Raw genomic sequence first — 12,293 nt, forward strand, 5'->3', positions numbered from 1 at the left:
TCTCGATGCCCACCGTGTTGCGCATCGGCGGTGTGCAGAATGCGTCGATCACGCCGCGTCGTGAATATGCTCGACCAGATAATCGATCAGCACGCGCACCTTCGGCGGCAAGAAGCGATTCGGCGGATAAAGCAGCCACACCGAGCCCACATAGGCCCGCGCCTCGAGATTCCAGTCGGCGAGCACTTGCACCAGTTCGCCTCGCTGCAGCGCGTCGGCGGCCGCGAACTCCGGCAGATTGGCGATACCGAAATCCTGCTGCGCGGCCTCGAGCCGGGCGCCCGCATGATTGGCGATGTAGCGCCCTTTCACGTCGACGGTTTGCGTCTCCGTGCCGCGGCGAAAGCGCCAGCGATTATCGTCGGCGGTCTCGCCGAGGTAGATGCAATCGTGTTGCAGAAGATCGCGCGGCTGCGCCGGCGTGCCGCGCGCCTGCAAATAGGCAGGCGACGCACACAGCAGCCAGCGTACCGACCCCAGCCGGCGCCCCGCCAAACCTTGCGGCGGATGCTCGGTCAGGCGGATCACCAGATCGACATCGTCGGCGAGCGGATCGACGTCGTGATCGGTAAATAGCAACTGCAAATCGACTTCATCGTAGGCGCGCAGGAAGCCGGGAATCAGCGGGTGAATCACGGTCTTCGCGAACGCGGTAGGCGCGCTGACGCTCACCCTGCCTTGCGGTCTGCCGGCCAGTTGCCCGGCGGCATCGACCGCGCCCGACGCCGCGCTCACCATGTCGCGACAGAATCGCACTACTTGGGCACCCGATTCCGTGACCCGCACCTTGCGGGTAGAGCGTTCGAGCAGACGCGTGGCCAGCGCGTCTTCGAGACGCTTGATCTGACGGCTGACCGTGGACGGCGTACTGCCGAGCTGACGCGCCGCCACCGAAAAATTGCCGGCATCGACGACGCGCGCGAACACCGCCATGTCGGGCAGCAAGGCGAAAAGGTCGGTTGGGGTCATCGTGGCGCGCTCGTGGGCAGTGGGCAACCGGTCGATTAATGCATTCGCGACATAAAGGCTATGCATGACGACCCGATTATCGCCCTCCGAGCAAAGTTCGACAATATGCGCTCATCTGCTCGAGGTCCGCCATGTCGAAACAAGAACGCCTGCTCCTGCTGTCCGATCTGATGCTGCTCGCGGTCGCCGTGGTCTGGGGAACCAGCTACGGGGTCGTCAAAAGCGCATTGGCGTTTTATCCGGTGCTGGGTTTGCTCGCGATGCGCTTCGGCATCACCTTCGTTATCCTGTCGCCCGCGTTGCGCCACCTGCGCACAGCGAATGCCCGCGCGCTGCGCGGCGTGCTGATCGCCGGCGCGCTGCTGCTCGGTATCTTTCTGTGCGAGACCTTCGGCATCCTGCTGACGCGCGCGGCGAACGCGGCCTTTCTGATCAGCCTGTGTGTGGTGCTGACGCCGCTCGTCGAATGGTTGCTGCTCAAGCGCAGGCCCAGCCGTATCGAATGGGCGGCGGTCGCGCTTTCTCTGTTCGGCGCCTGGCTGCTGGCAGGCGACGGCGCGCCGACGTTCAATCCGGGCGATGCGCTGATTCTGCTCGCCGCACTGCTGCGCGCGTTGAATGTGTGCGTGACCAAGCGGGTGATGCGCGATTCGGCATTACCGCCTTTGTCGGTGACTGCCGTTCAGTCGGGCGTGGTCGCATTCGGCAGCGCGGCGGTAGCGTTGCTGTTTGTGCCGCAACAGTGGCAGCCGGTGCCGTCGCTGGCCGGACACGCGATGTTCTGGGGTTACGTCGGCTATCTGGTGCTAGCGTGCACGCTGTTCGCATTCTTCGCGCAGAACTTCGCGATCAAACGCAGCAGTCCGACGCGGGTGTCGCTGCTGATGGGCAGCGAACCGGCGTTCGGAGCGCTGTTCGCATGCCTCTGGTTAGGTGAAAGGATTTCGACGACGGCGTGGGTCGGCGGTGCGCTGATCGTCGCCGCGTCGATCCTCGCGACGGTGCGATGGACGGCATTGCGCGTGAGCGCAGCGGAAGCTTGAAAGAGTCCAAGCCAGCCACTGCACGTCACCCGGCATCACCGTGACGCGACGCTGCCCCGCTCGCTCACCACCTCGCCACGCTGCAAGACATACTCGATGCGCTCGCCTTGCCCGGTCAGCACGCCGATATCCTTGAGCGGATCGCCGTCGACCACCAGCACATCGGCAAGCGCCCCAGCCTGGATGACGCCGAGCTTGCCGCTCAGATCGACGATATCCGCCGCGATCGTGGTGGCCGAGCGCAGCGCTTCCAGGTTGCCAAGCACGTCGGCGCGAATGCGCAGTTCGTCGCTTTGAAACGTGTGCATTTCGCCGAGCAGGTCCGAGCCGAATCCCATCGGCACACCCGCCCTCGCATAGATCTGCAACGAGTCGCGCCCTGCCTGCCGTACGGTTTCGACCTTGGCAATCGAATCGGCCGGCAAACCATAATCGGCGCCGTACTTGGCCAATGCATCGTAGGTGACGAGTGTGGGCACGACGAACGCGCCATGCTCGTGCATCAGTTTCGCCGCGGCTTCATCGACCAGGTTGCCGTGCTCGATCGTGCGCACGCCGCAGCGAATCGCGCGGGAAATCGCTCGGCCGGTGTACGCATGCGCCATCACATAGGTGTTGGCCGCTTCTGCTTCGGCGACGATCGCACGGATTTCATCCTCGGCGTACTGCGTGTTGCCGATCGGATCGGTCGGCGATGCCACGCCGCCGGACGCCATGATCTTGATCTGCGTGGCGCCCTTCTGAATCTCTTCACGCACCGCGAGGCGCACCGCATCGACGCCGTCGACAACCCGCGCGATCGCGCCGGCCCGAAAGCAGCACGAACACGGTTCGAGCATGTCGCCGCGCGGCCGGAAGTCGCCGTGTCCGCCGGTTTGCGACAGCGCCTTGCCCGACGGAAAAATACGCGGCCCCGGAATCAGCCCGCTTTCCAGCGCTTGCGTCAAACCCCAATCCGCGCCGCCCGCATCGCGCACGCTCGTAAAGCCGCGACCGAGCATCGCCTTCAGAATCGGCAGCGCGCGAATCGCGGTGAGGATGTTAGGCTGCGCCGCATTCAGGCCGAGGTTCGCACGCGAAGCCAGCACGTGCACGTGACAATCGATCAGACCGGGCATTACCGTCTTGCCGCGCGCGTCGATGGTTCGCGCATTCGGCAGATCGACCGGACGATCGGTGACTTCGACGACATGACCGTCTTCGATCACCACATGATGATGCTCGAGCAGCCTTCCTCGCGTCAGATCCAGTACGTTGCCGCCGCCGATTACTGTGATGCTCATTAATATCTTCCTGACTTGATAAGGAATCCCGCTGGTTTTTCGCTGGTTTTCCGCTGGTGTTCGTTAGCCGGTCGCACCGTTTCAGGCACGGCCACCGCGCATATCGCGCACATAGAAAGTGCCGACGAGGCTGATAGCGGCGGCGATCATCACATAGATCGCGGGCGCCATATTGCTGCCGGTCGACGCGATCAGCCACGTGATGAAGAACGGCGCGAAGCCGCCGAAAATCGTCACCGCGAAGTTGTATGCGACCGACAGGCCCGTCGACAGCACCGTGGTCGGGAACAGTTCGGCAAACGCCGCGAGAATCGAGCCGGTGTAAGTGGCGATCAGCAAGCCGAACACGCCCTGAAAGACCATCAGCGAAGCGAGGCCGGGCGCACGGTTGATGTAAGCGAACATCGGCCACGCGAGCAGCAGGATCGACGCGGCAGCGCCGGACAGAAAGCGGCGGCGGCCAAAACGATCAGCGAGTCTGCCGACCACCGGCGAGAAGCACATGATCATCAGACCGCCGAACATGCCGGCGCGAAAGCCCGTCGATTGCGGCAGATGCAGCGTGCGTACCGAATAGGTCGGCGTATAGAACAGCAGCACGTAGGTGCAAACCGTCCACAGAATCACCATCGAAAAACTTGCGAAGGTTTCGCGCGGAAAGCGCCGAAACACTTCCGCCAGCGGCGAGTCGTTCCTCGCCTCTTCTGCGACCGCGCTGAAAGCCGGCGTTTCATCCATGCGGCTGCGAATGAAATAGCCGACCGGGCCGATCAGAATGCCGATCAGGAACGGCATTCTCCAGCCCCACGAATGCAGCGCGTCGGCGCTCAGACTCGACGTCACGAACGTGCCGACCGCGGCGCCCAACAGCACCGAAAAACCGATGCTCGACTGAATCCAGCTCGAATAGAACGCACGCTTGTCCGCCGGCGCGTATTCAGTGAGAAACGCTGTCGCGCTACCCATTTCACCGCCCGCCGAAAAACCTTGCAGCAAACGCGCGATCACGATCAAAACCGGCGCCCACACGCCGATCTGCTCGTAGGTCGGCGCGAGGCCGATCAGCGCGGTGCCGCCAGCCATTAGCAGAATGGTTAGCGACAGCGCGGCCTTTCTTCCGACTTTATCCGCGTATACACCGAGTACGATGCCGCCCACCGGTCGCATGAAAAAACCCACGCCGAAGGTGGCGACGGCGAGCAGCAGCGAGGTCAGTTCATTGCCGGTCGGAAAGAACAGCTTGGCGATAATGACCGCGAAAAAACTATAGACGGTGAAGTCGAACCACTCGAGCCCATTGCCGAGCACGGTGGCGATAATGGCGCGGCGCCGTTGCCGCGCGAGCGTATCGACGGATATCGCGATGTTGGATGAAAGCGTTCCTTGCATGATCTCTTTCCTCATCTGGCTGCTTGCGTGGCCGCTGGTCCGGCAAATCTGTCAGCAAGGCGAAGCGTCGGAATCGAGCGGCGCGTGTCGCATGCACAATGCCGATCCTAGAAGAGACCTGATTTGTTTTCGAAACGAAAGATTCGCATGCATGCATGCGCGTAGCGCATGCGAAAGGCATTCAGGCGACGGAGGCTTTGCCCGTCTGCGTGCCTATCTGTGTGACTATCTGTGTGCTTATCTGCGCGTTCATCTGCTCCTCGGCCTGCTCAAAGAGCCAGCGTGTAAACAGACGCGCCGCCTGATTCTGCGCGCGGTCGTTAGGCGATACGACGTAGTAGCCGCCGCCGTGGCTCGCTGAAGCACGCGTGGCGCGCACCAGCAACCCCTCGTTCAGGCACGCGTCGATCATGTGACGCCAACCGAGCGCCACGCCCTGGCCGAGAATCGCCATTTGCACGAGTTGCGGATAGTGATTGACGACGACCGACTGCGGCGAAGTCGGCATTTTTACGTCGTTGAGCCGGAACCATTCTGACCACGACATCCATTGCCGCTGACCGTCCTCCTGCATCAGCAGCGTTTCGTGCGCGAGGTCGGCGGGTTCCAGCACGCGACCTGCCAGATAGCCCGGCGAACAAACCGGGTACACCTCCTCGTCGAAAATGCGGCGAGCGGTGAAATGCGGCTCGGCGCGCTGGCGGATGTAGTACAGACCCACATCGAATTCCGCCGGCGACAGCGACGCGAGTCCGTCGCGCACAATCATCCTGATCTTGACGTTCGGATGAGCGGCGCGAAAGGCACCGAGCCGCGGCGTGAGCCACAACACCGCGACGCCCGACGAACAGGCGATCGTCAATTCCAGATCGCCGTATCGCTTCATCACGTCGAGCGTGGCTTCCGAGCAATTGGCGAGCAGCCACTGCACATGTTTCGCGTAGCCTTCGCCAGCGATCGTCAGACGTAAAGCGCGGTGCTCTCGTACGAACAACGAGCGGCCGAGGAACTCTTCGAGCTGGGCGATCTGCCGGCTGACTGCGCTTTGCGTCAGATGCAGTTCCGCGGCCGCTTTAGTGAAGCTGGCATGCCGCACGGCCGATTCGAATGCGATCAGGCATTGGAGCGGAGGTAAAGGGGCGATGCGCATGATGGTGGCAGCCGAGTGACGTTGACACCATCATAGCGGGTCGAAACCCGTGTCAAATCATGCCTGCGATGCTTCCCGCAATTGCGCGAGCTCCGCCTCGAGTGCTTCGATGCGCCGATCGCGTTCGTCCAGTGCGGCGGCCACGTCCGCTGCATCGAAACGTTGCGGGATGTGCTGCGGACAATTCACGTCCCACGCGCTCACCGCCATCACGATCGCGCGTTCGCCGCGCGCTTTGTAGCCTTGCGGCATCAGCTTGGCCAGCAGTGCGGGATCGTCCTCGACCACGCGCGCCTCGCCCCAGATCTTGATGCGCCGCTGGTGTGCGTAGTCGATCAGGAACAGGTACGCCTTCGGATTGTCGGCGAGATTACCCAGCGTGATGTACTGGCGATTGCCGGTGAAATCGGCGAACGCGATCGTGCGGTCGTCGAGCACATGCAAAAAGCCTGCGGGGCCGCCGCGATGCTGAATGTAGGGCTGGTCTTCGTCGTTCGCGGTGGCGAAGAAGACGCTCGTTTGACGTTCGATGAAATTTATTGCCTCCTGCGTGAGGCGGGTTTGCCAGCCGCGTTCCGATTCCATGCGAGCGTAGGCTGACCGTGAGCCCTTGCGGGTCTGGATCGCTTTTACCGTCGGCGTGAAGGCTATGTCGCTCGAATACTCGTGTGGGCGGATCATTGAACGGCTCCTGTTTCTCGCGGATTCCTCCGCTGGGGACGCCGCTAACGTTAGCGGCTTCCGTGTTTGAAGAGAACCTGGTGATGTTGGGAAGTGGTCTTTCAGGAAATGAGAAGGTCGCTGAAGGCTGGGTTGGTTGCCTATGGCGTTGGTCTTTTCCCTGGTTTCTTTGCCTGCGCGGCGCTTGTTGTCTGTATGCTTGCGGCGTTGGCCTTTCCTTGATTTGTTAGTGGTCTATTAGCTTCGCCCCTGTGCGGGGCAGGCACTTACTTTCTTTGCCGCCGCAAAGAAAGTAAGCAAAGAAAGCCGCTTCACACCGCTAATTCTTAAGCGGGTCCCCTGGCTTGGAGGAGGTAGTGGAGCATCTGGAATCAGTGTTCTCGCACACTCCGCCCTGGTGACAAGGCAGTCATACTTCCGGCGGCGCTACGCGCGCCGTAGCGGTACTTCTCAACACCGATAGCGGTCAGCGTCGCCTCGTGTCGCTACCGGCAGATACCCCCCGATTCACGGTTCGCAGCGCTTTTACGCTGGATTCCACCGCAGCTCTCGCTGCGGTAGGGCGCATCGCCGACCGATGCCACAGTCGCAGGGAACCGATTGTTGATCGCCCAACGCACTGGCCTCGGGGACACATCAGAGCAGGCGAGCGATTATGACCTACACTAGAAAGGCGTCTTTCGCGTGCTCGGGTGCGGCTTTGACGCAATGCAACGTCGCTGGCAGCCGATTGAAGCGGGCGAATGGCCATGGCACGGACAACACAGCGTCATCTGCTGCCCGAATTCATCTGGAACTGATGTTCAAGAAGGGGGCATCATGTTGCAAGCCAGTGAAATCCAAAAGCGCTTTACTCATCTGCAGCAAACCATCAGCGAGGCATCACGGACCTGCCATGCCGACTCGGCGATTCCAAAGGACTTGATGAACTGGGTGGATGAGCTCGATAAGGAATGCAAATCGGCAAAGAAGGTCATGTCGTCCAAGGATGAGGATCGAATCCGGCAGTGCGTCGATGATCTCGAACGGATCGGTAGTCGTGCAGAGCGTGCTTGTCAAAAGGCCGGCGGTCTCGATGCCAGGATCATGGATGCAGTCAGTTCGATGCATTCGGAACTTTCTGACCTGAAGCGACAACTGCACTGACCTGCCTGACGGCCCCGGCCCAACCCGCCGGGGCTACTTACACTTCGGCGCCATCAAGACGCGCAGCAACCCATCCGCTTGACGCGCGGCCGTTTGCTTCCGCGTGACTGCCGTGCCTGATTGCGGAGCAATTTTTTTTGCACGGAGGTATGTCATGGCTACGTACGTCATCCTCAGCCGTCTCGCTCCCGACGCGTTCAAGGATCCCAGGGACCTGAAGCAACTCGCCGCCACAGTGGCCGAGAAGATCAAGGCCGAATGCCCTGCCGTCACCTGGAAGAACAGCTATCTGACACTCGGGCGCTTCGACGTCGTGGACGTTGTTGAGTCGAACGATCTGAAACAGCTCGAGCGGGCGGCGTTGATCATCCGAGGCTACGGACACGCCGCCACCGAGACCCTGCAAGCGACGCCGTGGGACGAGTTCATCGCGGCACTGTAACGGAGGTTGATGGATCGGGCTCGAGGCGATGAAATTCACCGGGTTGATGCTGCGTCTCACCGTCGCGTGTCTGACCGTGCTCGCAGGAGTCGCCATCTTGCAGGATCGTTTTATCTACTTCCCTGAGAAGGCCGCAATCGAGGACCTCGCGTCCGGCGGACTTCGCGCCTGGCCGACACCTGAGGCGTTTCGGGGCCTCGTGGCCGAGCCGGTCGGAAAGGCGTGCGGCACGGCCATCGTCTTTCACGGCAATGCAGGGCACGCCGGACACCGTTCGTTCTACGCCGCGGCGCTCACCCGACTTAGGCTACGCGTGATCCTCGCCGAATATCCTGGCTACGGGCCACGCGACGGCGCGCCGGGCGAAGAGAGTCTGGTGGCCGATGCCCAACAGACCATAGCGCTTGCGCATCGCCTCTACGGCACGCCGCTGCTGCTCATCGGTGAATCGCTCGGGGCCGGCGTGGTGGCCTCGGCCGGCTCGCGCGAACGCGACAGGACCGCCGGCTTGCTGCTCATCACGCCATGGGACCGGCTCGAGCACGTCGCCGCTTACCACTATCCGTGGCTCCCCGTGAAGTGGCTGCTGCGCGACCGATACGACAGCGTGACACACCTGGCGTCGTTCGACCGCCCTGTTCTCGTCGTGGTTGCGGAAAGCGACAGCATCGTCCCCGCGCGCTTCGGCGAGGCGCTCTACGACGCGCTGGCCGATCCGAAACAACTGATGGTCGTGAAGGCGGCTGAACATAACGACTGGATTGGGCACGTCGACGATACCTGGTGGCAAGACGCGATCGGCTTCCTGCTCGTGCCTTCCCATTGAAATATGAAATCCCGCTCTGTCCCGCCCAAGTGGGAACGACTCTACGTCCTCGATGAGAAGAACCGGCCTGTCGAGGTGTTCAACCGCAGCGAGTGGTCGCGCTGGATGTCTGAGAACGAACTGATCTTCCGCCGCACGTTGCTGGAAGAATCCGGTGTGACGGTCACAACCCGCTTCTGCGGGGTGTCCGAAACGAGTACCGGGGAGGCCCTGTTGTTCCTGACGCGCATCGCCGGAATGCAGGCGCGAGACAACAAGAGCTATGGAGCAGGTACGCTTGATGAGGCGCTGGAGCAGCATGAGCGCATCGTACAGAAAATCCTCCGGATGCTGACCGGGCGGTGATCGCCGCAGCGCGACAATTCTCCGCGACCGTAGCCACACCTCGCAGGAGCAACATTGCCCGCCTGCGCGTCCACCCGAACGCGCGGCCGCCGTTTAACCTGGCTTTCAATGCGACGGATCCGCGACGTCTATTCGGATTGCAACGACTGCGTGCATTTCACAAACGGCGAATGATGCGCTGGGTGGCCCCTTTATGCAGGTCACTCAACTACATCGGATACGTACCCGATCGTATCCATCGTATTGTGGCCCGTTTGGGAAGTATGGCCAGGCGTTCCAACGCGGCGAAGCAGGTCGCCAGACCTCGACGTTAGAGATCCGGCTTCCGGAAAGTCGACCGTTCACACTATACGAACCGGCACTTCGTGGATAGCGTTGTTGCCGTAGCCCAGCCGGTTCCATTCGGCGCGCTCGGGCTGAGTGCGGCCGGCAAGATCGGTGGCCCGGGCGCGCAAGGTGACGACGCCCGGCGCATGGGCCCGGGTGATCAGCTCCCACCACTGCCAGCCGTGACGCTTGCGCTCGCTGACGAGATGCGCCCCCTGCCAGCCTCCGCCGCCCACACTTATCTCCACGCGCGCAATCTGAGCGGCGCCGGACCAGGCCACGCCGCGGATGGCCAGTTCACCGCACCGGACCTCCTGCTCAGGCGCCGGCTCGGTAATCAAGGCCCGCACCCGCTGCAGCGTGACCGGTTCGCGGACGGCCGCGCCATCGCGTTCCCATTCATACCAATACTTGGCGGCCTGGTAATGCCCGGCGAACGGCCGGTCGATGAGCTCGATTTCAGTCAGCCATTTGACCGACGCCACGGCATACCAGCCCGGGACGACGAGGCGAACGGGGTAGCCGTGCTGAATGGGCAGCGGTTCGCCGTTCATCGCATAGGCCAGCAGCACGTCAGGATCGCGGGCATGACCAAGCTGGAGACTGCGCTCGAAGCGCAACGGTCCTGAGTGGCCCTCCACGGTTCCGCCATCCGCCCCCCGGAACAACACCTCCGTCGCGCCCGTCCGCACGCCAGCCCGGTCCAGCACTTCCGTCAGCGACACGCCGGTCCACTCTGCGGTACTGACGGCCCCAAGGTCCCATTTCTCGCCCTCGATAGGCGGGTCGAACTTCATGCGGCCGTTTCCGGCGCACTCGAGGGTGACGATGAGTGTCTGCGACGGCATGTTGCGGAGGTCGCGCAAGCTGAGACTCAGCGGTCGTTCTACGAGGCCGCCAACGGCGAGCCGGAAGGCGGCCGGGTCGAGGTTGGGGATCTGGAAGTGATTGCGGACATAGAAGTGTGCGTTCGGCATGACCACGCCGCCGATCAGCGCCGGAATCGAGGTCTCGCAGTTGAGAGGATGCGCGCGATGGACCACCAGGCCGGCTTCAATCGCATTCTGGCAGGCGGTCTCGGGATCCAGCGCCGGCACGAGTTCGCTCACGGGCAGCGCTGCACCACAGCCGCCGCTCGCGACCACGCGCGCGCACGTCGATGCGGGATAGATGTCGAGGCTGCCGGCCATCTGGAACGGCTTCATGAACTCGCGCAGGTGATCCTCGTCATCAGCTTCCGCGATGATGTACAAGGTGTGCTCACCCTGCACAACGGCCTCGCCCCGGATCTCCACCCCGTGCCGCCTGACGTTTGGGCGGCTCAGGTGATTCAATAGCATGGCCCCCAAATAGGGATCCTGAGCAGGGCAGCGTTCGGCCGCGTGCTGATGCCGCACAACGAACAGTGTCATGATCGCCTCCCTGCACGCCGGTTCGATCAGCTTACTGCGGGTCGGTGGTCAAAGTCGAGCTCAGAAAAGATCGAACGCAAATGGTCCGGTTTATGGAACGGCGCTGCAGAGCCTCCAGCCGCCCCCCGGAAATCGATCGCGCCAGTGGCTGGTGAAACTGCTCCGTCAGCCCGTCGTTTTTGGCACCGTCCGCGCCGCGTTCCGGCGGCTGTTTCCTGGAGCTGGCCGAGCGACCGCGCCCGGCCAAATTGCAGCCATCAAGGCGGGAGTAATGGGCAATAAATGCGCTGCAGCACGGTGACGCGCAGCATGCCCGGTAGAGGCAAGTCTGTTCATGACGCGAGAGACTATACTTCACTGCAGATGGTCAATCCACAGCCTGCGGCCAGTCGCGCAGGAGAACAGATGGCAGCCCAAAGCCGTCGGGTCTCGCGATCGTCCTATTCGCGAATTTTTTGCAGTGGTGTCGGGGATTCCTCAGCGTTCCGAGGAGCATGGTATGAATTCTCAGGCTAAGCCGAATTGGCGCGATCACGGCGTCAAGATTATTCCGGGTTCCCGCCTCGATATGAATACGCCCCAAACGCCTGGCATGACGAGAGCGGCTGCAATCACTCACGCCCGGACGGGCGCCAGCAAACTTTGGGCCGGCACCGTCACCATCGACGCCGACGCCAAAACGGGCGCCCACCATCATGGTGAACTGGAAAGCGTCATCTACGTTGTGCGCGGCAGGGCACGTATGCGATGGGGTGAACATCTCGAGTTCGCCGCAGAGGCAGGGCCTGGCGATTTCATTTATGTGCCCCCGTTCGTACCCCATCAAGAGATCAATGCGAGCAGGACCGAGGTGCTCAGTTGCGTTGTGGTCCGTAGCGATCAAGAGCCGATAGTCGTTAACCTGGATATCGAGCCCGCCGAGCCGCCGGAAGATGTCTATTGGGTCGATCCGATTCATCCGCATCCGTAAGTGCGGCTACCGGTTTCCGCCGTCAGTTCCGGAGTGGCCTTTCGGGTCCCTACAGAACTGACGATCAAATGACCGTCGGTCAAGCGATCAGCGCTGTGCATAAGCGGAGCCTGGGCGCTGTGCTGCGCCTCTTCGGTGGAATCGAAATCGGCGGGAGGCGGCTCAGTGTCGCGAGCACACGGCGCTATGGTTGTGTGCCTGCGGTGTTGGCCTTTCCTTGCTTTCTTAGTGGTCTATTAGCGTCGCCCCTGTGCGGGGCAGGCACTTACTTTCTTTGCCCACCAAGTGGACTTCCTTCGGGGCGCCGCCG

The 12,293-nt window shown here is 62.2% G+C and carries 13 protein-coding genes; 7 read left to right on the forward strand and 6 right to left on the reverse strand.

The genetic code is table 11. From position 1 onward, the window contains the following. Positions 1 to 48: 48 nt before the first annotated feature. A complete protein-coding gene (locus WN982_RS14460; protein WP_341312656.1) occupies positions 49 to 969 on the reverse strand; it encodes a LysR family transcriptional regulator in 921 nt (306 codons plus the stop codon). Between the two features lie 131 nt (positions 970 to 1,100). Between WN982_RS14460 and WN982_RS14465 the strand changes: the two genes are divergently transcribed. Then, positions 1,101 to 2,012 carry an EamA family transporter gene (locus WN982_RS14465; protein ID WP_341312657.1) on the forward strand — a complete coding sequence of 304 codons (912 nt, stop codon included), beginning with the start codon at positions 1,101 to 1,103 and terminating at the stop codon, positions 2,010 to 2,012. Positions 2,013 to 2,047: 35 nt separating this feature from the next. Here WN982_RS14465 and WN982_RS14470 read toward each other — a convergent pair whose 3' ends face one another. From WN982_RS14470 to WN982_RS14485, 4 genes are all read right to left on the reverse strand, one after another. Then, positions 2,048 to 3,295, reverse strand: coding sequence for an amidohydrolase family protein (locus WN982_RS14470; RefSeq protein ID WP_341312658.1), 1,248 nt, complete (start codon positions 3,293 to 3,295; stop codon positions 2,048 to 2,050). A gap of 81 nt (positions 3,296 to 3,376) precedes the next feature. Continuing rightward, on the reverse strand, positions 3,377 to 4,684 hold the full coding sequence (locus WN982_RS14475; RefSeq protein ID WP_341312659.1) for an MFS transporter: 1,308 nt from the start codon (positions 4,682 to 4,684) through the stop codon (positions 3,377 to 3,379). Between the two features lie 181 nt (positions 4,685 to 4,865). After that, entirely contained in the window at positions 4,866 to 5,834 is a 969-nt protein-coding gene (locus WN982_RS14480) for a LysR substrate-binding domain-containing protein (protein ID WP_341312660.1), read from the reverse strand. 57 nt (positions 5,835 to 5,891) lie between these two features. Beyond that, a complete protein-coding gene (locus tag WN982_RS14485; protein WP_341312661.1) occupies positions 5,892 to 6,515 on the reverse strand; it encodes a pyridoxamine 5'-phosphate oxidase family protein in 624 nt (207 codons plus the stop codon). 819 nt (positions 6,516 to 7,334) lie between these two features. On the opposite strand from WN982_RS14485, the gene WN982_RS14490 reads away from it, so the two are divergent. The 4 genes from WN982_RS14490 (at position 7,335) to WN982_RS14505 (ending at position 9,274) form a co-directional block, all read left to right on the forward strand. Continuing rightward, entirely contained in the window at positions 7,335 to 7,661 is a 327-nt protein-coding gene (locus WN982_RS14490) for a hypothetical protein (RefSeq protein ID WP_341315799.1), read from the forward strand. Positions 7,662 to 7,815: 154 nt separating this feature from the next. Continuing rightward, positions 7,816 to 8,103: a GYD domain-containing protein gene (locus WN982_RS14495; RefSeq protein WP_341312662.1), complete on the forward strand. Its 288-nt coding sequence runs from the start codon at positions 7,816 to 7,818 to the stop codon at positions 8,101 to 8,103. Positions 8,104 to 8,131: 28 nt separating this feature from the next. Further along, positions 8,132 to 8,929 carry an alpha/beta hydrolase gene (locus WN982_RS14500; RefSeq protein ID WP_341312663.1) on the forward strand — a complete coding sequence of 266 codons (798 nt, stop codon included), beginning with the start codon at positions 8,132 to 8,134 and terminating at the stop codon, positions 8,927 to 8,929. A gap of 3 nt (positions 8,930 to 8,932) precedes the next feature. Next, positions 8,933 to 9,274 carry a hypothetical protein gene (locus WN982_RS14505; protein ID WP_341312664.1) on the forward strand — a complete coding sequence of 114 codons (342 nt, stop codon included), beginning with the start codon at positions 8,933 to 8,935 and terminating at the stop codon, positions 9,272 to 9,274. A 341-nt stretch (positions 9,275 to 9,615) separates the two neighbouring features. Here the strand turns inward: WN982_RS14505 and WN982_RS14510 are convergent, their stop codons facing one another. Then, positions 9,616 to 11,013 carry a sulfite oxidase gene (locus WN982_RS14510; protein WP_341312665.1) on the reverse strand — a complete coding sequence of 466 codons (1,398 nt, stop codon included), beginning with the start codon at positions 11,011 to 11,013 and terminating at the stop codon, positions 9,616 to 9,618. Here WN982_RS14510 and WN982_RS14515 point away from each other — a divergent pair. Together WN982_RS14515 and WN982_RS14520 are read left to right on the forward strand one after the other, a co-directional pair. Beyond that, entirely contained in the window at positions 11,012 to 11,314 is a 303-nt protein-coding gene (locus WN982_RS14515; RefSeq protein ID WP_341312666.1) for a hypothetical protein, read from the forward strand. The two genes, WN982_RS14510 and WN982_RS14515, sit on opposite strands and share 2 nt — an antisense overlap. A 198-nt stretch (positions 11,315 to 11,512) precedes the next feature. Continuing rightward, positions 11,513 to 11,983 (forward strand): cupin domain-containing protein, encoded by a 471-nt coding sequence (locus WN982_RS14520; RefSeq protein WP_341312667.1) that lies wholly within the window; start codon positions 11,513 to 11,515, stop codon positions 11,981 to 11,983. Positions 11,984 to 12,293: the final 310 nt, after the last annotated feature.

Source organism: Paraburkholderia sp. IMGN_8, from assembly GCF_038050405.1.
GTDB lineage: Bacteria > Pseudomonadota > Gammaproteobacteria > Burkholderiales > Burkholderiaceae > Paraburkholderia.